We start from the raw sequence: 20,851 nt of genomic DNA on the forward strand, positions 1-20,851 counted from the left end.
GTCGATGAGAACGACGAAATCGACGAAGAACCCGTCGATGACAACGATGTCGACGAGGAGGAGCCGGTTGACGAAGAGGAACCGGTTGACGAAGAGGCCACCGTCCACGACGGACCGATCGACGTGACCATCGAGCAGGCAACCGTCGTAGACCTCACCGAGCACGTCGAGGAGGAACCGGTTGACGAGGAGCCTGTCGATGAGAACGACGAGATAGAGGAGGAACCAGTCGATGAGGAAGAACCGGTTGACGACGAGGAACCGGTCGATGAGGAGGAGCCGGTTGACGAAGAGGACCCCGTCGATGAGAACGACGAAATCGACGAAGAACCCGTCGATGACAACGATGTCGACGAGGAGGAGCCGGTTGACGAAGAGGGACTGCAGGTAACGATCGAACAGGCGACTGTCTTCGTCTTCGTCGAGGGCGTCGAAGAACCGGTTGACGAGGAACCGGTTGACGAGGAGCCGGTTGACGAGGAAGAGCCGGTCGACGAGGAGCCGGTCGATGAGGAAGAGCCGGTTGACGAGGAAGAGCCGGTTGACGAGGAAGAGCCGGTCGATGAAGAAGAACCAGAGGAACCCGAGGAACCTGAAGAACCTGAAGAGCCCGAGGAGCCGGTCGATGAGGAGGAACCGGCTGACGAAAACGACCAGGGAGCAGTGACCCAGACGTCGTGTAAGTGCTAACGCCCACACGTCGTCGTACCTCGCCCCTGATTCATTTTTCGTCGAATCGACCCGGTAACGACAGCCGTCGAGCCGTTTCGTGAAGTCAACGAGAGGAGTGACGAGCGCTCGAGCGCAAAGAACCTCATCACCGAATACTGCCGATCCCCCGGATGTCAACGAGATACTCTGTCGGTGAGAGAATTATGTGGCAGCAATTGCCGGGCACAGACACCGTTATGTGTGTCGAGTTCACACAGCCGACAATGAACGCACGGGTACGAAAACCGACGATGCGGGTATGCGAGGAGTGTGAACGAGCTGAACGGTGGGACGAGGACCTCGAGGCGTGGCAACTCGTCCGCGAAGACGGAGAGCGACTGACCGGAAATCCCCACTGCATTCACGAGTGGGATATCAACGGCGCCTTCAATCCGATGACGGGAACGATCAACGGCGCGTAGCCGCCGTTTGCTACTGCAGTTCTTTTCGCAATCTCGGAGAGGGACGACGATTCGACTAGCCTTTTGACGGCGTCCGCCGTACCAGCGAGTATGCCGACCGTCTACGTTACAGCACCGCCGGAGGAAGCGCAGACGATCGCCGAAACGCTGGTCGAGGAGCGACTGGCAGCCTGCGTCAACCGGTTGTCGACGACCTCTACGTACCGGTGGGACGGCGAGATCCACCACGACGACGAGGCGGTACTGCTCGCCAAGACGACCGACGACAGCTACGACGATCTCGTTTCCCGCGTTCGAGAGATTCATCCCTACGACGTGCCCTGCATCGAGCGGTTCGACGAAGCGCACGTCCTCGAGTCGTTCGCGGACTGGCGAGCTGAGAGCGTAGACTGACGTTCGAAACGGCCGGCTAGTCGGCGGCTGTCGCGTCCCGAGTCGCACGTGAGTCTGTGACAGGCGGTGACTGCCCGAAAAAGCAATCCTTAAAACTCGCGCACGGGTTGTGACGGGTATGGCTGGAACCATCGAAGTGCTCGTTCCGGGTGGGCAGGCCAACCCTGGCCCACCGCTCGGTCCCGAGCTCGGACCGACTCCCGTCGACGTACAGGCGGTCGTGCAGGAAATCAACGACCAGACCGAAGCGTTCGACGGCACTGAAGTCCCCGTCACCGTCGACTACGACGACGACGGCTCCTTCGAGATCGACGTCGGTGTCCCACCGACGGCGGCGCTCGTCAAGGACGAAGCCGGATTCGAAACCGGCAGCGGCGAACCCCAGAAGGATTTCGTCGCGGACCTCTCCGTCGAACAGGTCAAGAAGATCGCCGAGCAGAAACACCCGGACCTGCTCGCCTACGACACCAAAAACGCCGCGAAGGAAGTCGTCGGTACCTGCGCCTCGATGGGCGTCACCATCGAGGGCGACGACGCTCGCGAGTTCAAGGAGAAGGTCGACGACGGCGAGTACGACGACGCGCTGGCCGCATAAGACCTCAGATTTTCGTTTTCGAGACGACTAACGACCGACAGCGGCGAGCAACGAGCGCTGCGTGTCGCCGCGGGACACTGTTCTCACTCGAGGGAGCCGCCCCACCCTCAACAGCGTCGGGCTAACACGTCCAGATTGTGCGCGACGAAGACGAGTTCGCTACCCTCGAGCTCGCCGCGCCGCCGCTCGAGCCACCGCTGCCGGTCGGCGGAATCGAGGGCTGGTTCCGGAAGTGCCGCGAGCGCGTCGTCGATCGTCTCGAGCAGGTGCTCGAGAAACACCCGTTCCTCGGCGGGATAGCGCCCGTCCCGCGGACGGACGATCCAGTCCGAGCCGCCGGCCTCGAGGACGTCCCAGCCAGCCCCGGGCAGCTGCGTCAGGAGTCTGCGACCGACGCGACTGCCGCCCCCGGGCCGCACGTCGTCCATATGTCGATGATACTCCCGCTCGAGTCGGTCATCGATTGGATCTCGCGGGGCGAACGTCGTCCCGCCGTCGAACGTGATCGGGGCGTAGAGCACTCCGTCCGGTACGAGCAACTCTTCGAGATCCGGAATCGCCTCCTCGAGCGAGACGATGTCGAGAAACGCCGCTGCGATCACCGCGTCCGCCGTGTCTTCGATCGCGAACGCGTCGGCGACTTCGAGCGTGATCTCGAGGCGCCGCTCCCCGGAGTGGGCGACGAACGTCGTCCGCGCCGAGTGTTCTCCCTCGTCATCGGAACCAGTGCCGAGTCGGTCGACCTCGTACCCGTTCGCCCGCAGCCACTCGGGGACACGCTCGCGTGCGCGCTCGATACTGACCTGATCTCGGTCGACGGCGCGGTAGACGACGTCTGCGGGGAGCCGGTCCCACGCTGCGAGCCGAGCGATCATGGCACCGACGCCCGCCCCGAGTTCGACGATCCGGACCGGAGCCGAACGGGCCGCGAGGATCGCCTCGAACCGCTCGAGGACTCGCCGATTCAGCGCACGGTCGTCGACGGTCCGCTTGGCCTCGAGGTACGCTCGATGGTCGGTCACGTCTCCGCACCTCCGTCCTCGGCTCGCTGCGTCTCGAACCCTCGCTCGAGGCCGTCCCGGAGAAACGATCGAACCGTGGTCATCGTCTCGTCCCACGAGGGGTGCGCGGCTGCGGTCTCGAGCGCAGTGGCCCCCAGGGTAGCCAGTCGTTCGCGATCGTCGTCGACTTCGGCGACGAGGTCGGCGAGACGCGCCGGATCCTCCGGTTCGACGAGGAACCCGTTCTCGCCGTCCGCGACGAACTCGCTCGCGCCGCCGACGCGGCTGGCGATCGGGACGGTGCCGTACTCCATCCCCTCGAGGTAGACCATCCCGAACCCCTCCTGTCGGGAGGGGACGGCGAGCACGTGCGATCGCTCGTACACGGTCTCGAGGGCGTCGTCCGGGACGCGCCCGGTGAACTCGACCCGATCCGTGATCTCGAGCGCTTCCGCACGGTCCCGGGCCCGGATCGCGTACGCCGGGTCGACCTCGTGGCTCCCGACGACCGTCAGCTGCCACGCCCGGTCGAGCTGTGCGAGCCCCTCGAGCAGCGTGCAGACTCCCTTTCGGGGAACGAGGCTGCCGACGAACGCGATCCGGAGCGGATCGTCCAGCGCGCGTTCCTCGACGGTCGACGGCGCGACCGCAGGACCCTCGTGTCGGCCGGCGGGAGGCGCGACCGTCGTCGGGATCGTCGCGAGCGCTGTCGTCCGATCACGGGTGTCCTCGCTTGTACAGACGGCCGCGTCGACCGACTCGAGATACCGGCGTTCGGCCGTGCGAACCCGTGACCGATCGGGCACCGTCGGATCGTCAGAGCGCAAGTTGTGGACGATCGCGACGACGGTGGCCGGCTGTTCGAGCTGGCGGTTGTGTTCGACGAGCGTTGCGTGGCAGAGTTCGTCCTGCAGCAGAACGTCGAACGGGCGATCGAGCCGCGATCGGATGGATTCGTCGAACTGAGACGCCGCTGACAGCGAGATCACGTCGACGTCGTCGCCTCGCTCTTCGAACGCGCTCACGAGGTACCGATCGTATCGATAGCCGCCTGACGTCCGGTCGAGCGGGCCGTCGACGACGAGTCCGACGTGCATCTTAGAGTTCCCGCTGGTGGGCGACGCGGGCGACGTCGTCCTCCTCGATCTCGATTCGGAGTTCGGTCGCGGTGTCGGGCTCGAGACGCTCGAGCAGGCGATCACCGAAGACGCGGGCGAACCGTTCGGCGCTCGGGTTCGCCCCCTCGAACGCGGGCAGGTCGTTGAGCAACCGGTCGCGGTAGTGGTCGGCGAGGGCGTCCATCGCCGCGTTCAGCTCGTCGATGTCGACGAGATACTCGAACGCGTCCAGTTCCGGTCCCCGGAAGGTGGCCTCGACGGTGAAGTGATGAGAGTGTGGCGTCCCTTCGGGACCGGGATCGGGGACCGTCAGATAGTGCTGGGCGACGAGAGACCGGGCGACCGAGACGGCGTACATAATCCAGTCTACGACGGCATCCGTGTAAACTGCTCTGCCGGCTGGCACTCGATGTGAGTCGCGCGGAAAAACGAAGACCGCTACTCGAATCGGAGGACGCGCGTCCACTCGTGTCCGCACTCGTCACAGGTCAACGCCACCGTCACCTCGTCGTTCCGGCGCTGCTTTTCCATCTGGCCTGCCGTTCCGGTCTCACAGTTCGGACACTGAGTTTTTATTTCCTCTTCCATACCCTGCTCTGGACACTCATCGTTCATCAATGACTGGCTTGCACATTACTAAGTCGTGAGAAGCCAACTGTTGGGACTCGAGACGAGTTCGATCCGTAGAAGGTCAGCGACAGCGAGGATGTCGGCTTGTTATTACTCCTCGCCGATCGAGATGTCGGAGAGCGTGATTTCGACGTCCTCGACGGTAATATCGAGCTGACAGACGTAGTAGGTCGTGTCACCGTAGTCGACGGTCAGCCCGTCAGTCTGGATCGACAGCGAATCGACGGTGTGTGTTCGCTCTTCGATCGTTACCGAGGGGAGTCCGTCCCCCGTAATTTCAGCGCCGTCGATATGATACTCGTTGTCCTCGATTTCGATGTCGACGTCGCCGATCTTCTCGACGTCCGTTTCGCCGTCGTCGGCGACTGCTGTCGCCGATAGTCCGCCGAGACAGACGGCGATGACGAGTGCAACTGTGACGATTTGTGTACCTGATCGCATACAAGTATCAAATTGGCACAAACTCATTGACTGAATGGTTTGCACTATCAAGGGTATAACACCGATATCGAACGACCGTGCTCATACCGTCGGAGAGAACTATTCGAAGGTCGGTCGCTCAAACTCGGTCGTCACCACCAGTAACGACCGGAATTTCGTGACCAACCTCTCACTGACTTCTGTCCGACAGTACAGGCGCGCGGACGCCGACCGCTCACTCGTAGGTCAACAGTACCTGCACCGCCTCGCCGGGACTCGTCTCGAGCAGGTCGTACGCCTCGCCAGCGTCCTCGAGTGGAAATTCGTGCGTGTACAGGGATGAGAGATCGAGGCGCTGTAGCCGGTTCCAGACCGTCTCGTGGCGGCGCTCGCGGCTCCACCGACCGGAGAGGCGAGGGGCGATCGTACTCACCTGGCTGCTCCGGATGTCGATCCGGTCGCGGTGGAAGCGACCGCCGAGGTCGACCGTCGCCGACTTCGTCCCGTACCACGACCCGACGAGGACGCGTCCGTCGAAACCGGTCGTCGCGACGGCGTCGTCGAGCGCGTCCGGGTCACCGGAGAGTTCGTAGGTGAGATCCGCCCGCGACCCGGCGACGTCCTCGAACTTCGAGTCGACGTCGATCTCGTCCGGATCGAGCGACCGGTCGGCGCCGACCGTCTCGGAGAGTCGACGCCGCTGCTCGTACCGGTCGAACGTGACGAGCGTCTCGAGGGGTGCGTCGTCGAGCAGTGCGGTCGTCAGGAGACCGACGATCCCCTGGCCGAGGACGGCGACACGTTCACCGAGCAGCGGTTGTCCGTCCAGGAGGAACGTGACCGCCGTCTCGAGCGTGGCGAAGAGCGCGGCCTCCCGAAGCGAAACCGCGTCCGGAATCTCCAGCAGATCGGCGGGTTGGGCGAGAAAGTGGCTCTCGTGTGGGTGGTACGCGAAGACTCGTCGCCCGAGCCAGTCGTCTTCGACGTTCTCACCGACGGCGGTCACCTCGCCGACCGCGGCGTAGCCGTACGAGAGCGGATAGGAGAGGTCGCCCTCGAGCGCCTCGAGTTCGGCATCCGCGGTGAGGTCGCCGGGTGCCTCGCCCCGATAGAGGAGTCCCTCGGTGCCGGCGCTGATCGCGGAGACTGTCGTCCGAACCCGTACGTCGTCCGGGCCGGGTTCGGGGACGGGACGCGTCCGGACCGCAACCGTCCGCGGCGCGGTAAACGAGAGCGTACGCGCGTTCATCGTCGGTGTCCTCGTCGTCCGTCTCGGAGCGCCTGTGTGCGACCGGAATCGATCACGTTGAAGATACGTTCGATCGGAAAACACTTGACCGTTTGTACGAGGATCGAACGCGGCGTCGTCCAGCGGTGCGACCGCCGCGAGTACACGTCGTAATCGGCGCCGCAACTCACCGGGATTCACCTCGTTCCGGAGTCGCCGACGCGGCCGGTGACCGCCAGCCAGTCCCAGTAGAAGTTCACGAGAAACGGAGCCATCACGACCGTCGCGACGGTGTACGAGACGGTCGGACCGGGAATCGGAAGGAGTGCGATCCAGACGGCGACCATCGCCAGGGCGCCGAGCGGGCGTCGAAACCGGTTTGGCGGTAACTCGAGGACGGGGCGACCGCGTCGCTCGCGCCACCAGGTGCCGAGGACGAAGAGGTAGCGCGCCGCACCCACCGCGAGAAAGGCCAGCGGGGCCGCTCCGCCGGCGACGGCGACGAGACTGCCGACGAGAACGACCAGACCGTCCATCGCGACGTCGAGTCGCGCGCCCAGAGCCGTCGTCGAGTCGGTCGCCCGGGCGACGAACCCGTCGACCGCGTCGAGTCCAGCCGCGAGCGCGAAGAGGGCCGCCGGCGCCCACGCGGCGGCGGTCGGCGGCGAGGGAACGAGCACGAACCCGGCGAGTACTGCGACTGCCCCGCCCCGTGAGAGGGTCACCCACGTCGCGAGTGTAAGTGGCTGCGGGTTCGTCCGATCTGTCGTTCGGACGAACACCGCCGACTCGAGGGCAACGACGACCGTGACGACCGCGAGAAACGCGGTGGTCGGTCCGCCGGGCCAGGCGGCCTCGAGTGCGAGAAGCGCCGTGGCGGCCGCGATCACGCACGCAAACGTGGCGCGTCCCCACTGCAGCGTCGTGCGGCGAACTCGCCGGATAGAGCCGTCGATCACGGGACCTCCCGACGGTACAGGACGACGAGTGCGACGATCAACAGCCCCTGTGCGACCTTGTCGACGACTTCGGGAACGGAGAGATCGGCGACGGCGGTCGGTTCGTTGGCGAGATACCAGAAGACGATCTGGGCGCCGGTGAACGGAATCCCGGCGAGGTAGACGAGAGGACGACGATAGTCGACGAGAACGAGCGCGATTCCGAGGAGGAATCCGGCGGTCGCGAGCAGGAACGCCACGCCCATCCAGTGCGGGAGAAACCCGACGCCGAGTACCAGGTGGACGACTGCGGAGACGGTCGCTAGCGCGATCGCCGCCCAGTGAACGGGTGTGAGCGACTCGAGTGCGATGGGACCCTCAGCAGCGGCCATAGCGACAGACTACCAGAAGTACAGAAAAACGCTTTTCGGCATGGCGGTCGGCACCTCAAATCTTGTTCGCGGGCGGGACCGTCCGATCGTCGGGGCCGGTCGTTTCGCCGACACCGAACAGAATCCGTACCCCGGCACCGGTTCCCAGGATCGCAGCGATCCCGGTGACGGCGACGGCTACCGGTACCGACAGCGCGGAGGCTCCGCTCAGGAGCGAGCCGACAAGTACCCCGACCCAGAGCCGGTCCTGTCCGAGTCGTGTCGCGACCGAAACGCCCACGGCGACGAAACCGAGCGCCGTCAGAACCGGAAGAACGGTGAGACTCAGGACGATCATGATGACGCCGAAGAACATTCCGACGCTCGTCTCGAGCAGGAGCGTGCCGCCGATTGCGAGGCCACCGAGAACGAACGTGGTCGGGACGCCGATACAACTCGAGATGACGGGACTTCGCCGGGACTTCGTGACGATCCGTGTGCCGTACCCCTGGAGGAGTCCGAGAACGACCGTCGCGAGGAGCAGCGTCGCGGCGAACTGAACGCCGACTCGTTCGAACGGGCCGAGCGACTGGAGCAGTTCGAGTTCGGCCTGGATCGTCGCGAGGCTGGCGATCGTCTCTCTGGTCGAGGCGCCGGTGGAGTGTAATAAGCTTGGTGGCCACATACAGTGTTTCGTTACATTCTGTTTGGTTAATGTTTTCGGTTCGCACGACCAGGAGATCGGTCGGTAACGGGGCGTCGCCCTGTGGCGCGTTCGGTTCGGAGACACACGGGCGGTGGAGTTCGACGGGTTTAAGTTCCACATGGCACTTCGTTCAACAGAGACAGGCATTGCCTGTTTCACTGACCCGTAGGAGCACTCCTGCGTACTACGGAGGTGAACGATGGCAGATACGGATATTGAAAAAGCAGTCACTCGCGCACTCGACGAGGCACCCGATCGGAACTTCACCGAGACGGTCGACCTCGCGATCAATCTGCGCGACCTCGACCTAAACGAACCGTCGAATCGTGTTGACGAGTCTATCGTCCTGCCGTCCGGAACCGGCCAGGAAACCCGTATCGTCGTTATCGCCGAGGGGGAAACCGCCGTCCGCGCCGAAGAGGCAGCGGACGAGGTTCTCTCGGAGAGCGACGTGGCCGATCTGGACGACGACGAAGCCAAAGATATGGCGGACGAGACGGACTTCTTCATCGCCGAAGAGGCGATGATGCAAGATATCGCCCGGCACCTGGGGACCATCCTCGGTCCACGAGGGAAGATGCCGGACCCGCTCGGCCCCGACGACGACGTCGTCGAGACCGTCAACAGACTCAAAAATACCGTGCAGCTTCGCTCGCGCGACCGTCGAACGTTCCACACGCTCGTCGGCGCCGAAGACATGGATGCCGAAGATATCGCCGACAACATCGACGTCATCCTGCGTCGCCTGCACGCTGACCTCGAGAAAGGCCCACAGAACATCGACGGCGTCTACGTAAAGACGACGATGGGGCCGTCCGAGGAGGTCGTCTAACATGAGCGCACAGGCTGAACGCAAGACCGAGAACCTTCCCCAGTGGAAAAAAGAGGAAGTCGACGAGCTCGCACAGCTCATCGAGAGCTACGAGAGCGTCGGCGTCGTCGGTATCGCCGGTATTCCGAGCAAGCAGCTTCAGGATATGCGTCGTGACCTGCACGGCACCGCCGAGTTGCGCGTCAGCCGCAACACCCTGCAGGTTCGCGCGCTGGAAGCCGCCGGACTCGGCGACCTCGTCGAGCAGATCGAGGGACAGGTCGGTCTGGTCGGAACGAACGATAACCCGTTCGCACTCTACAAGGAGCTGGAGGCGTCGAAGACGCCCGCTCCGATCAACGAGGGCGAAGTCGCCCCGAACGACATCGTGATCCCCGAAGGGGACACCGGTGTCGACCCGGGCCCGTTCGTCGGCGAACTCCAGAGCATCGGTGCGAACGCCCGGATCGAAGACGGCTCGATCAAGGTCATGGAGGACTCGACGGTTCTCGAGGCCGGTGGGGAAGTCACCGCCGACCTCGCGAACGTCCTCAACGAACTGGGTATCGAGCCCAAGGAAGTCGGACTCGACCTTCGCGCCGTCGTGGCCGAAGGAACGCTCTTCGACCCCGAGGACCTCGACATCGACGTCGAGGCCTACGAGAGCGACATCCAGGCGGCCGCCGCCGGCGCCCGCAACCTCTCGATCAACGCGAGCTACCCGACCGAGGCAACGGCACCGACCCTCATCGCCAAGGCAACGGGCGAGGCCAAGAGCCTCGGCCTGCACGCCGCGATCGAGGACGAAGAGCTGATGCCCGACCTCGTCAGCAAGGCCGACGCGCAGCTTCGCGCGCTCGCTGCCCAGATCGACGACGAGGAAGCCCTGCCTGAGGAACTGCAGGGTGTCGAGGCGCCCGCCGCCGCCGAGCCGGCTGCAGACGAGGAAGACGAATCGGCAGACGACCAAGACGAGACCGAGGCCGACGAGGCCGACACCGACGACGATGACGACGAAGACGACGGTGACGGCGCAGAAGGACTCGGCGCGATGTTCGGATAACCACAACTGGAGGATTCAACAATGGAATACGTATACGCTGCACTCATCCTGAACGAGACGGACGAAGAGCTCAACGAAGACAACCTGACGAACGTGCTCGACGCCGCTGGCGTCGACGTCGAGGAGTCCCGAGTCAAGGCGCTCGTCGCCGCACTCGAGGACGTCGACATCGACGAAGCGGTCTCCGAGGCCGCCGCCGTTCCCGCCGCTGGTGGTGCCGCAGGCGGTGCCGCGGCCGGCGAGGCTGCAGGCGACGAGGAAGAAGTCGAAGAGACCGAGGACGTCCCGGACACGACGGACGAAGACGAGGACGACGACGAGGACGAGGAAGCCGGTGGCGAGGGCCTCGGCGAGCTCTTCGGCTAAGTCGCGACGCGACGATTTCGAACATCCTGATTTCTTTCGACGCAACGACCCAGTAGCTACTTCTCCGTGCCGCGTGAGCAGCCGATCGTGACAACCGCAGTGTACTTCGATCTCGACGGGACGCTCTGTACGTACGACCGCTCGTTCGAGGAGCAGTTCGCGACGACGGTGTCGCCGTACGGCGAGCCAACCGACGCGGCCTACGACGCCTACGTCGACCGGCTGTTCGGCGCTCTCGAGAGCTGCGAGTCCGAGCCGTATCGGCGCGCGTTCGAGGCCGTCGCGGAGACTGCGGAACTCGACGTCGCGCCCGTCACACTCGCAAGCGATCACTGCGAGACGGAACTCGAGGCGTTAGTCGTGTCCGCAAACGCGACGCGCGTCCTCGAGCGCGTCGCCGAGACGAATCCGATCGGTATCTTGACCAACGGCGACGGGAGTCAACAGCGAGCGAAACTCGAGCGCCACGGACTCGGCGAACTCGTCGAGGAGGTGCTCGTCTCGAACGACGTCGGCGCCGGGAAGCCCGACCCTGAAATCTTCGACCTCGCGAAGGAACGACTTCCTGCCGACGAGCACGTCTACGTCGGCGACAGCTACGACGAAGACATCGTCGGCGCCCGGTCGGCGGGGTTCCGGACGATCTACGTGGTCGAGAACGAGACGGGCGCGAACGATACCGACGCCGCCGATGCAGTCGTCTCGGCTGTCGGGGAACTGCTCGATCCGACCGGGCTTCCGTCCCAGATCGCGACGCCGTTCGAGCCGGCAGAACGATAACGCTCGAGCGGCCGTCCCGCGAGTTTAAATCGGAGGACGCGCCCAACCTGGGCGATGGTCGGTGCACCGGTCGAGTTCGTCGGGGATCCAGGGCTGGCGCTGCAGTTACTCGCCTGGATCCTGGCCGGCTCCGCGCTGGGCACCCTGAGCGGGCTCGTTCCGGGGCTCCACGCCAACAACTTCGCGCTGTTGCTCGCCGGCATCGCGCCGTCGGTCCCCGGCCCGCCGCTGTTCGTCGGCTGCGCGATGCTCGCGGCCGGCGTCGTCCACACCTTTCTGAACGCCGTTCCCGCGATGGCGCTGGGCGTCCCCGACGCCGAGATGGCCGTGACCGCGCTTCCTGGCCATCGGATGGTACTGGAGGGCCGCGGCTACGAGGCGATCCGTCTCTCCGCGCTCGGGAGCATCCTCGCCGTTCTCGCGGCGGTTCCGCTCGCCGTGCCGATAACGTGGGGCGTGACGGCCGCGTATCCGACCATCAGGGACAATCTGTCGCTCGTGCTGGCGGCCGTGGTGGTCGCACTGGTCGCTTCGGAGCGAACCTGGCGAGTCAGAGGCGGGGGCCTGCTCGCGTTCGCCCTCGCGGCGGCCCTGGGCGCGCTGACCCTCGACCTCTCGCCGGATTCGCCGCTCGAGGCCGGCGGCATGCTCGCGCCCCTGTTCGCGGGACTGTTCGGTGCACCGGTGTTGATCGACGCGATCCGTGGAAGCGGCATTCCGCCGCAGGACGAGGAGACGATCGCGCTCCCTCGCTGGCTGGTCGGAGTGACGGCGGTTGCCGGGGCGCTCGCAGGTGCCGTCGTCGGCTATATTCCGGGTATCTCGGCGGCGATCGCCGCCGTCGCAGTGCTCGTCTTCGTCCCCGGCCGCTCGGGCGACCGCGGCTACATCGTCGCCACGAGCGGGGTCGATACCGCAAATACGATCTTTGCGCTGTTCGCTCTGGTCGCCATCGGTCAGCCCAGAACGGGTGTGATGGTCGCCTTCGAGAGCGTGAACGCGCCGCTCGAGATCCCCGTCTTGCTGTCAGGGATCCTCGTCGCCGGCGCCGTCGGGTTCGTCCTCGTGATTACGGTCGGTGACGCGTACCTCGAGTTCGTCGGTCGGATGGAGTACTGGAAGATCTCGGCCGTCGTGCTCGGCGGCTTGCTCGTCCTCTCCTACCTCTTTACTGGATTTCTCGGGATCGTCGTCTTCGTCGTCGCGGCGGCGATCGGGATGGTCCCCGTTCGGCTGCGAGCCCGACGGGTCCACCTGATGGGCGTCCTCATCGGCCCGTTGATCGTCGGCGGCTAGTTCCTGGTGATAACACGCGACTGTCTGAAGGTCGTGTGTTAATGTCACGCAAACCTTTTTATCGAACCCGGTGTAGGGGCTCGAGGTGTATCTCCGATGGTAAACGCAACGATCGACGTCGTCTATCGGGGCGGACTCGAGTGCGACCAGAACTACATGATCGAGGGCCAGACGATGGCGACCCACGACGAGCCGAATCCGGACCTCGACTACGAGGAGATTCCCGTCTGGAGTCTCGTCATCGACCATCCCGAGGCGACGATCCTCTGGGACACCGGCTCCCACCACGACGCGCTGGACGGACACTGGCCGGAAGGGCTTGCCCAGGCGTTCTATCCTCACGACGCCCACGAGCATCGGCTCGACGACGATCTCGAGGAGGCAGGGTATAGCCTCGACGACATCGACGCCGTCTTCCAGACCCACCTGCACCTCGATCACGCGGGCGGGCTGGAGTTTTTCGACGGCACCGACGTTCCGATCTACGTGCACGAAAAAGAGATCAAGTTCGCCTACTATAGCGCCAAGACGGAGAAGGGAAGCACCGCGTACATCCTCGAGGATTTCGACCACGACCTGAACTGGGAAATCATCCACCGTGATCGCGAGGAACACTTCGAAGACCTCGAGTTCGTTCGCTTCCCCGGCCACACACCGGGTCTGACGGGAACGGTGGTTCATCTCGACGACGACGGTACGATCGTCTTCACCGGCGACCAGATCTACCAGGCGCCGAACTACGAGGCGGAGGCGCCCCTGGGTGCCGGTCTCCTCTGGGGGAAGACCGAGTGGTTCGACAGCCTCCAGCGGATCAAAGAGATCGAGCGTCGCCACGACGCCGAGGTCGTCTACGGCCACGATACGGAACAGTTCTCCGAGATCGAAGACGGGTGGGGACAATGACGACGGGGTACGAACGCTCGGTCTCGGCGCCCGAACACGAACTGCAGCCGGAGACGGTCTGGCACCTCCAGATGCCGGAGATCCGCTGTGGGCGTGACGCGGTCGAGGAGCTCGGATTCCAGATCGCCGATCTGGGCGTCAGCGCCGACGAAGACCCCCACGGGCTCGTCGTCACCGACGAGAATCTGGTCGACATCGGCCACGTCGACCGCGTCACCGATCACCTCGAGGACGCGGGCTACGACGTCACCGTCTGGGACGGCGTGGAACGCGAACCGTCGATCGAGAACGTCGACGGCTGTATCGAGTTCGTCCGCGAGAACGAGGGCGACGCGGGGTACGACTTCTACGTCGGCTTCGGCGGCGGCAGTTGCATCGACGTGGCCAAGACGACCCGCGCGGTGATCGCCAACGGCGGTCAGGTGCTCGACTACATCGCGGAGCCGACCGGTGAGGGAGCGGCCCTGACCGAGTCCGGACCGCCGCTCGTGCTCATGCCGACGACGGCGGGAACGGGCGCCGAGATCTCGCCGGTCGCCATCCTCTCGGTCGAGGAGAAAGACATCAAGGAGGGGATCTCTAGCAACCACATCCGGGCCGACGCCGCGATTCTCGACCCCGCGTTCACGACGACGTTACCCCCCGACACGACCGGCAAGACGGCCATGGACGCGCTGGGTCACGCCATCGAGGGCTACACGACCCACCCGTTCGACGGCCTCCTGCGGGCGTCCGATCCCGAGTCGCGACCCGTCTACGCCGGCCGGACGGAACTGACCGAGATGTTCTCCGAGAAGGCGATAGCGTTGCTATCGGGGAACGTTCGGACGGCGGTCCACAACGGCGACGACCTCGAGGCGCGGGCGGCGATGCTCAAGGGCGCGCTGTTCGGTGCGATCGCCGGACTGACCGCCGGAGCGAGCCTCTGTCACGCGATGGCCTACCCCGTCGGCAACCGGTACCACACCTATCACGGCGAGACGATCGCCGTGCTCACCCCCGCGAGCACGCTCGGCTACAACGCCGCCAGCGATCCCGAGCGATTCGTCGCGGTCGCCGAGATGCTCGGCGCGGATACCGACGGCATGGGGACCCGCGAGGCCGCCGACCAGGCCAGGCGGGAGTACGTTCGGCTCCAGCAGGACCTGAACGTCGTTCCGAGCGGTCTCAACGAACTCGCCGGCGTCACCGAGGACGACGTCGACTGGCTGGCGACCCAGACCGTCGAGACCCAGCAACGGCTGTTGCGCTGTAATCCGCGGCCGGTGACGAAAGCCGACGCCGAGGACATCTTCCGGGACGCGCTGCACAACTGGGAGTGACGCGAGCGACGGGACCGATCACTCCTCGCTCGCGTTCCGTGCGGCCACCAGGTCGTCGACTCGCTCGCTCGAGACGCGGTTCGTCGTCTCACCGCCCTCTTTGAGCGCCGTGCCGACGATGACGCCGTCGGCGCCGGCCTCGAGACAGTCACCGACCGTCTCGGTCGTGACGCCGCTGCCGACGAACACGGGCGCCCGCTCTACGTCGTGTTCCGCGAGCACGCCGGCGACGCGTTCGACATCCGCGAGTGCCGTCTTGGTCCCCGTTCCGGGACCCGAGACGATGAGGCCGTCGGCCTTCCCGCGTTCGGTCGTCTCGAGAGCAGCCTGTCGAACGTCCGTCTCGCCGACTGGCGTCGCGTGTTTCACGTGGACATCCGCGAGGATCGCTGTGTCGGCGTCGATTCGGTCCCGAAGGCGCAGCGTCTCGTGGGCCCGTCCCTCGAGGACCCCCTGGTCGGTCGCCGCCGTCCCGACGTGGACGTTCACCCGGACGAAGTCGGCGCCAGCGGCGGCAGCGATCGACAGCGCGGCCTCGGCGTCGTTGCGAAGCACGTTGATCCCGACCGGGACGTCGACGGCACTCGTCAGCGTCGTCGCAAGCGCTGCCATCTCCGCGACGGTGTGGGTCGGCGCTTCGTCGGGGTAGAACGGCGCGTCGCCGAAGTTCTCGAGCATAATGCCGTCGACGCCGCCGGCTTCGAGTCGCTGTGCGTCCTCGAGCATCCCGGTCCGGATCGCGTCGCGGTCGTCGGTCACCGAATCGTACCCCGGCGCACCCGGAAGCGGCGGGAGGTGCACCATCCCGATCACCGGGTGGGTCGCGTCGAACCGGTCGCGGAGATCGATAGCCATGACGGAGGTGGTTCGGCGAGCGGGATAAGGATACGTTCCTCGGACGCTCCGGCAAGGGCGTCGCCGTCCGCGCCCGTTAACTCCCGGTGGTCGCAACGATCGAGCGATGACCGACCTGTTTGCGCCGCTCTCGATGCGGGATCTCGAGGTTCGAAACCGGATCGCCGTCTCGCCGATGTGTCAGTACTCCTGTGAGCCCGACGGATTGCCGACGGAGTGGCACCGCGTCCACCTCGGAAGCCGCGCCGTCGGCGGTGCCGGTATCGTGATGACCGAAGCGACGGCCGTCGAACCGCGGGGGCGGATCACGCCCGCCGACCTGGGCATCTGGAGCGACGAGCACGCGGCCGCGCTCGAGCCGATCACCGAGTTCGCCCGCGAACAGGGGGCGACGCCGGCGATCCAGCTCGCCCACGCGGGACACAAGGCCAGCAAGACGCGTCCCTGGGACGGGAACGAGCCGATCCAGCCCGACGACGGCGGCTGGGAGGTGCTCTCGCCCTCACCCGACGGCTATCCACCGTTCGGTGGCGAGCGTCCCGCGATGCGCGAGATGGATCGCGACGACATCGACGCGGTGATCGACTCGTTCCGGGAAGCGGCCGAGCGCTCGCTCGCGGCCGGCTTCGAGATCGCCGAGGTTCACGCGGCCCACGGCTACCTGCTCCACGAGTTCCTCTCGCCGGCGACGAACCTGCGCGAGGACGAGTACGGCGGCAGCTTCGAGAACCGAACGCGGCTCGTTCGCGAGGTGACCGCGGCCGTCCGCGACGTCTGGCCCGACGAGAAGCCCGTCTTCGTGCGGATCTCGGGAACCGACTGGCTGGACGACCGACCCTCGTGGGATAGAGAGCAGTCCGTTCGACTGGCGCGCGACCTCGACAAACTTGGCGTCGACCTTGTCGACGTCAGTTCGGGCGGACTCCACCCCGACCAGAACGCCCCCGCCGGGCCGAACTTCCAGGTTCCACTGGCCGAACGGATCGGTGAAGAGACGGACGTCGCCGTCGGCGCGGTCGGCGGCATCACCGAACCCGAACAGGCCGACGCACTGGTCCGGAACCGACGCGCCGACCTCGTTCTCGTCGGCCGAGAGTTCCTGCGCGATCCGTACTTCGGCGTTCACGCCGCAGACGAACTCGAGGGAGAGTCGACCGAGTGGCCGATTCAGTACCGACGCGCCGTCAGATAGCTCGACCGGTAACGTGTCGGAAAAGGTATAGCCGAACATGATCGACCAGACTCCCAGTTCGTGGGAGCAGGCGGTACGGTTCATCCCTTTTCGCCCGATAGGAGTCAGTACAGAAGTTATGACCCGATCGACACAGACCCGACGGACGATGCTGAAGGCTGTAGGCGCGTCGGCTGCCGTCGCGGCCTTCGCTGGCTGCCTCAGCGACGATGACGACGGTGCAGACGACGAGGAGAACGGTGACGACGACGCTGGCGGCGACGGGATCGAGATCGATCCCGGTACGACGATCATGCTCGAGGGCATCACTGGCGGCTGGGAAGGACTCGAGCCCGAAGAGATCGCGGGCGAGACGAATCCGACGCTCCTCCTCCAGGAGGGCGAAACCTACGAGATCGGCTGGGAGCAGGGCGACGGCTCGCAGCACAACGTCGAAATCTGGGACGCCGACGAGGAGATGGTCGAGGAGTATGGGACCGAGCTGACCGGTGAACCCGAGGAAGTCCTCGAGTTCACGGCCAGCGACGAGATGGCCTACTATCGGTGTGACCCACACCCCAACATGCAGGGAGAGATCCAGGTCGAGTAACAGTCCTCGAGACGGTTCTTCCCCGTTCGTCCTCCTTCTGCGAGCCGTTCGTCACACTCTACGTCGATCGGTTTGACGACGATCGATCTCCGATTCAGTCGTGACTCGTCGAGAGCTCCGTTCCTCCGGAAGTCGAACCGCCGACCCGGAATTCGTTCTCTCGCGTCGAGTGAACGCGTTGCGGATAGGGAATGTCGATCCCCTCTCGATCGAACGCCGCCCTGATCGCCTCGATCATGTCCGTCCGTGCGTCCAGCGTTCGTCGCATCGTCGGCTGCCCGATCCAGGCGTGACACTCGAGGAGGATCGACGAATCGCCGAACCGCTTCGCGACGACCTGCGGGTTGGGCGCGTCCTTGACCGACTCGAGTTCCTCGACGGCGTCGGCGGCGACCTCTCGAGCGCGCTCGAGGTCGGTTTCGTAGTCGACCCCGACCTCGACCTCGAGACGGAGCTGCTCGTTTCGCGAGTAGTTCGTCAGCTGGCTGCTCGTCACCTCGTCGTTCGGGACGAGAACGTGTTTGTCGTCGAACGTCTGGATCTTGGTCGTGAAGATGGTGACGTCGGTGACGATCCCGCTCGTCTCGTTGACCTCGATCCAGTCACCGACGCGGAACGGGCGGGAGAACAGCAGTATGAAGCCCGCGAGCATCGCCGCCAGCGTTTCGCGGGCGGTCAGTGCGACGATCGCCGTGATCGCACCCGCACCGATGAAGATGTTCGCGAGATTGATCCCCCAGATCGTCAGGATCACGGTCGCGGCGACGGCGATAATCGCGACGTCGGTGACGTGGTGTGCGACTTCGCTCTGGTGTTGCGTGAGCGCACGCGTCTCGGCCAACTTGTCGATCGACCGGTTGACGAACCGAATCGCGAGGTAGGCGCCGGCGATCACCCCGGCAGTCACGATCTGCTGAGCTGCGACCCACCGCGAGATCGCCACCTCTTCGAGGGTGAACTCGAGGACGAATATGACTCCCCAGATCGCGCTGAAGCTGTAGACGACGACCACGACGACGAGTGCGAGGACGAGAATCGAACAGACTTCCGCGAGTTTCGACCCGTACTGACGACGAATCTCGTCGTAGATGCGAGATGCACTCGCCGCTCCGAGGACGATCAGAACGAAAAGCAGCGCCGTCGCGAACAGTTGTGCTTCGAACGTGTCGAGGTAGGTCCGCTGGATCCAGTCGACCAACTCGGGTTCCAGTGATACCTCGAGCGGAAGGGCCGACGAAGCGCTGACCAGTGATTCGACACCCATAGCGACCGAACCTGTCACGGGAACAGTGGTCCGCGAAGTAATCGTTTGCGGTACCGGAGGAAAATCAGTGCCACACGACGCTGGGTGACCGCCGGCTACTCGTCCGACCACTTGATCGAACAGCCCTGGGATGGCTGCCACTCGAGGTCGACCGGCTGGCCTGCGAGCACGCTCTCGATCACCTCACGAACGTGGAAACGCGTCGGCTCGTCGTCGGGGTTCAGCGCATCGTCGAGCCGGCCGTGGTAGACCAGCCGAAACTCGTCACCCTCGCGCCCGAAGAGGAACGGATCCGGCGTACAGACCGCGCCGTACTCCCGGGCGACCGCCTGACTCTCGTCGCGGAGGTAGGCGTCGTACTGGATCTGTCCCTCCTCGACGTACTCGCGCATGGCCTCGAGCGAATCGTCGGGATACTCCTCGGCGTCGTTGGGGTTGATGCCGACGATCGAGACGTCGTCGTACTCGGCGGCCAGTTCGTTCAGCAGGTCGAACTTCGCCTTCGCGTACGGACAGTGGTTACAGGTGAAGACGACGAGCAGCGCCTCGTCGTCGGCGAACGACTCGAGCGTGTACGTCTCCCCGTCCGCACCCTCGAGTTCGAACGCGGGGGCAGGGTCGCCGGCCTCGAGTTTCGAGTCGGACTCTTTCAGAACCATGTCAATCGATTGCCGCCAGCTGGCCTTATAGATTCGGCTCTCGGCGGACAGCGACGGAATTCAAGAGCGATACTCCTCGTTGATCGGTGGGTTCAGGTAACACGCGTCGATGATCACGATGATCCCGACGACTGCTGCTGGAGCGAGCGCCTGTACCAGGCTCGAGTCGACCACAATCGAGACGGTCACTGAAACGACGAACGCGAACAGGATCACCCCGAGCTCGAGGTCGTACCGAGAGATCACAGTAGAACCCTCTATCAGTGTTTCCAGCGGAGTCGGTGGCTGCGACAGAGCCGAAGAGTGGCACTGACAGACACCTCACCTCGGCACACACCAGGAGACGAACTGAAAAAAGCAACCGGCAGGAAACTGCAGGTTTTCGACAGAATCTGTTGGATGACGGTTCGAGTACTCGTTTTTCGGTACCGTTCGAACCGACGGTGACCTCTCGTTCATTTCGGAACGGTCCGTCCATATCAGCAGGGACTGCCAGTCAAGAGGGGCCTCGAATAGGTTCCCCGTCACCGCTTCTTCGTGGATCCCACGGGGGACGGCCCACCTATTTGTACCAGCACTGTAATCGGTCAGGTATGCAGACACTCGAGGTCACGGACGAACAGCACGCGTTCATCCAGCAGTTGCGGGAATCGATCGGCGAAAACGTCGTCGGGAAGTACGGATTCGTCCGCGAGCAGGACGCCGTCCAGTTCCTGATCGACAACCTGGACGACGAACTCGAGGTCGAGGTCGACGGCGAGTCGACGACGACCGCAGCCGTTGCCGACACCGTCAGCGGCGCTGTCGACGAGAAAGCGACGGCGACCGACCTCGAGGAGGTCTCCTACATCGAGGACGAATCCGTCGCGGACGACGAGATCGAAGCGGACGGGAGTGCGGAGGACGACGGTACCGATGCTGACGACGATGACGAGTCGTCGTCGACCGACGACAGTGGGGACGACGGCGTCGACGCTGACGAAGACGACGATTCCGACGTCGGGGATGGCGGCAAGGCCGACGACGACGACATGCTCGACGAGATGATGAGCCTGCTCGAGACCTACGACGAGAAGTGGGAGGAGTCGTCCTCGGCGGACTATCGGTACACGGTCACGCTGCCGGACGGGTCGACGACGGACGTCCAGACGAAAGACGACGTTCGTGCGCTGTTGTTCAAGAACTACCGGTGAGCGCCGAGCAGCGGGAGCCGATGTC

The 20,851-nt window shown here is 64.7% G+C and carries 26 protein-coding genes and 1 pseudogene; 14 read left to right on the forward strand and 13 right to left on the reverse strand.

What is annotated here, in order from left to right; translation table 11 throughout:
• From CV102_RS26130 to CV102_RS18450, 4 genes and pseudogenes are all read left to right on the forward strand, one after another.
• Positions 1-690: pseudogene (locus CV102_RS26130) on the forward strand (hypothetical protein); the annotation flags it as partial.
• 245 nt (positions 691-935) lie between these two features.
• Positions 936-1,133 (forward strand): HEWD family protein, encoded by a 198-nt coding sequence (locus CV102_RS18440; RefSeq protein WP_148859457.1) that lies wholly within the window; start codon positions 936-938, stop codon positions 1,131-1,133.
• A 90-nt stretch (positions 1,134-1,223) separates the two neighbouring features.
• Complete coding sequence (gene cutA, locus CV102_RS18445; RefSeq protein WP_148859458.1) at positions 1,224-1,526, forward strand: divalent-cation tolerance protein CutA; 303 nt, start codon at positions 1,224-1,226, stop codon at positions 1,524-1,526.
• A 118-nt stretch (positions 1,527-1,644) separates the two neighbouring features.
• Positions 1,645-2,121, forward strand: coding sequence for a 50S ribosomal protein L11 (locus tag CV102_RS18450; protein ID WP_148859460.1), 477 nt, complete (start codon positions 1,645-1,647; stop codon positions 2,119-2,121).
• Between the two features lie 107 nt (positions 2,122-2,228).
• On the opposite strand, the gene CV102_RS18455 is transcribed toward CV102_RS18450, so the two are convergent.
• The 9 genes from CV102_RS18455 to CV102_RS18495 all read right to left on the reverse strand — a co-directional run bounded on the left by CV102_RS18455 (position 2,229) and on the right by CV102_RS18495 (position 8,512).
• Positions 2,229-3,143, reverse strand: coding sequence for a class I SAM-dependent methyltransferase (locus CV102_RS18455; RefSeq protein WP_148859462.1), 915 nt, complete (start codon positions 3,141-3,143; stop codon positions 2,229-2,231).
• Positions 3,140-4,219, reverse strand: a complete 1,080-nt coding sequence (locus CV102_RS18460) for a glycosyltransferase family 4 protein (RefSeq protein WP_148859463.1) — start codon at positions 4,217-4,219, stop codon at positions 3,140-3,142. The genes CV102_RS18455 and CV102_RS18460 overlap by 4 nt, the downstream gene beginning before the upstream one ends.
• 1 nt (position 4,220) lies before the next feature.
• A complete protein-coding gene (locus tag CV102_RS18465; RefSeq protein WP_148859464.1) occupies positions 4,221-4,598 on the reverse strand; it encodes a 6-pyruvoyl trahydropterin synthase family protein in 378 nt (125 codons plus the stop codon).
• 80 nt (positions 4,599-4,678) lie between these two features.
• Positions 4,679-4,828, reverse strand: a complete 150-nt coding sequence (locus CV102_RS18470; protein WP_187433038.1) for a hypothetical protein — start codon at positions 4,826-4,828, stop codon at positions 4,679-4,681.
• Positions 4,829-4,960: 132 nt separating this feature from the next.
• Positions 4,961-5,311, reverse strand: a complete 351-nt coding sequence (locus CV102_RS18475) for a hypothetical protein (protein ID WP_148859466.1) — start codon at positions 5,309-5,311, stop codon at positions 4,961-4,963.
• A gap of 214 nt (positions 5,312-5,525) precedes the next feature.
• Positions 5,526-6,539: a zinc-dependent alcohol dehydrogenase gene (locus CV102_RS18480; protein ID WP_148859467.1), complete on the reverse strand. Its 1,014-nt coding sequence runs from the start codon at positions 6,537-6,539 to the stop codon at positions 5,526-5,528.
• 176 nt (positions 6,540-6,715) lie between these two features.
• A complete protein-coding gene (locus CV102_RS18485; RefSeq protein ID WP_148859469.1) occupies positions 6,716-7,477 on the reverse strand; it encodes a CDP-alcohol phosphatidyltransferase family protein in 762 nt (253 codons plus the stop codon).
• Positions 7,474-7,848, reverse strand: a complete 375-nt coding sequence (locus CV102_RS18490) for a DUF7475 family protein (RefSeq protein ID WP_148859471.1) — start codon at positions 7,846-7,848, stop codon at positions 7,474-7,476. The genes CV102_RS18485 and CV102_RS18490 overlap by 4 nt, the downstream gene beginning before the upstream one ends.
• A 55-nt stretch (positions 7,849-7,903) precedes the next feature.
• A complete protein-coding gene (locus CV102_RS18495) occupies positions 7,904-8,512 on the reverse strand; it encodes a hypothetical protein (protein WP_233710738.1) in 609 nt (202 codons plus the stop codon).
• 220 nt (positions 8,513-8,732) lie between these two features.
• Here CV102_RS18495 and CV102_RS18500 point away from each other — a divergent pair, with 220 nt between their 5' ends.
• From CV102_RS18500 to CV102_RS18530, 7 genes are all read left to right on the forward strand, one after another.
• Entirely contained in the window at positions 8,733-9,365 is a 633-nt protein-coding gene (locus CV102_RS18500; protein ID WP_148859473.1) for a 50S ribosomal protein L1, read from the forward strand.
• A 1-nt stretch (position 9,366) separates the two neighbouring features.
• Positions 9,367-10,407, forward strand: a complete 1,041-nt coding sequence (locus CV102_RS18505; protein ID WP_148859475.1) for a 50S ribosomal protein L10 — start codon at positions 9,367-9,369, stop codon at positions 10,405-10,407.
• A 21-nt stretch (positions 10,408-10,428) separates the two neighbouring features.
• Complete coding sequence (gene rpl12p, locus CV102_RS18510; RefSeq protein WP_148859477.1) at positions 10,429-10,773, forward strand: 50S ribosomal protein P1; 345 nt, start codon at positions 10,429-10,431, stop codon at positions 10,771-10,773.
• Positions 10,774-10,860: 87 nt separating this feature from the next.
• Complete coding sequence (locus tag CV102_RS18515) at positions 10,861-11,553, forward strand: HAD family hydrolase (RefSeq protein WP_233710739.1); 693 nt, start codon at positions 10,861-10,863, stop codon at positions 11,551-11,553.
• A gap of 54 nt (positions 11,554-11,607) precedes the next feature.
• Positions 11,608-12,849: a tripartite tricarboxylate transporter permease gene (locus CV102_RS18520; protein ID WP_148859479.1), complete on the forward strand. Its 1,242-nt coding sequence runs from the start codon at positions 11,608-11,610 to the stop codon at positions 12,847-12,849.
• Between the two features lie 96 nt (positions 12,850-12,945).
• Positions 12,946-13,752, forward strand: a complete 807-nt coding sequence (locus CV102_RS18525; protein WP_148859481.1) for an N-acyl homoserine lactonase family protein — start codon at positions 12,946-12,948, stop codon at positions 13,750-13,752.
• The gene (locus CV102_RS18530) at positions 13,749-15,074 is read left to right on the forward strand and encodes a hydroxyacid-oxoacid transhydrogenase (RefSeq protein ID WP_148859483.1); all 1,326 of its coding nucleotides are present in this window, start codon (positions 13,749-13,751) and stop codon (positions 15,072-15,074) included. The genes CV102_RS18525 and CV102_RS18530 overlap by 4 nt, the downstream gene beginning before the upstream one ends.
• Positions 15,075-15,092: 18 nt before the next feature.
• Here the strand turns inward: CV102_RS18530 and CV102_RS18535 are convergent, their stop codons facing one another.
• Positions 15,093-15,929, reverse strand: a complete 837-nt coding sequence (locus CV102_RS18535; protein WP_148859485.1) for a BtpA/SgcQ family protein — start codon at positions 15,927-15,929, stop codon at positions 15,093-15,095.
• A gap of 106 nt (positions 15,930-16,035) precedes the next feature.
• Here CV102_RS18535 and CV102_RS18540 point away from each other — a divergent pair, with 106 nt between their 5' ends.
• Together CV102_RS18540 and CV102_RS18545 are read left to right on the forward strand one after the other, a co-directional pair.
• Positions 16,036-17,121, forward strand: coding sequence for an NADH:flavin oxidoreductase/NADH oxidase (locus CV102_RS18540; protein WP_148859486.1), 1,086 nt, complete (start codon positions 16,036-16,038; stop codon positions 17,119-17,121).
• A 148-nt stretch (positions 17,122-17,269) separates the two neighbouring features.
• Entirely contained in the window at positions 17,270-17,710 is a 441-nt protein-coding gene (locus CV102_RS18545; protein WP_233710740.1) for a cupredoxin domain-containing protein, read from the forward strand.
• A gap of 94 nt (positions 17,711-17,804) precedes the next feature.
• Here CV102_RS18545 and CV102_RS18550 read toward each other — a convergent pair whose 3' ends face one another.
• The 3 genes from CV102_RS18550 to CV102_RS18560 all read right to left on the reverse strand — a co-directional run bounded on the left by CV102_RS18550 (position 17,805) and on the right by CV102_RS18560 (position 19,879).
• Positions 17,805-18,974 (reverse strand): mechanosensitive ion channel family protein, encoded by a 1,170-nt coding sequence (locus CV102_RS18550; RefSeq protein WP_148859490.1) that lies wholly within the window; start codon positions 18,972-18,974, stop codon positions 17,805-17,807.
• Positions 18,975-19,069: 95 nt separating this feature from the next.
• Positions 19,070-19,633, reverse strand: a complete 564-nt coding sequence (locus tag CV102_RS18555) for a thioredoxin family protein (RefSeq protein WP_148859492.1) — start codon at positions 19,631-19,633, stop codon at positions 19,070-19,072.
• A gap of 60 nt (positions 19,634-19,693) precedes the next feature.
• A complete protein-coding gene (locus CV102_RS18560; protein WP_148859494.1) occupies positions 19,694-19,879 on the reverse strand; it encodes a hypothetical protein in 186 nt (61 codons plus the stop codon).
• Between the two features lie 347 nt (positions 19,880-20,226).
• Here CV102_RS18560 and CV102_RS18565 point away from each other — a divergent pair, with 347 nt between their 5' ends.
• Positions 20,227-20,826 (forward strand): hypothetical protein, encoded by a 600-nt coding sequence (locus CV102_RS18565; RefSeq protein ID WP_148859496.1) that lies wholly within the window; start codon positions 20,227-20,229, stop codon positions 20,824-20,826.
• The last annotated feature ends 25 nt before the right edge of the window (positions 20,827-20,851 follow it).

Origin of the sequence: Natronococcus pandeyae (genome assembly GCF_008122205.1) — an archaeon.
GTDB classification, from domain to species: Archaea; Halobacteriota; Halobacteria; order Halobacteriales; family Natrialbaceae; genus Natronococcus; species Natronococcus pandeyae.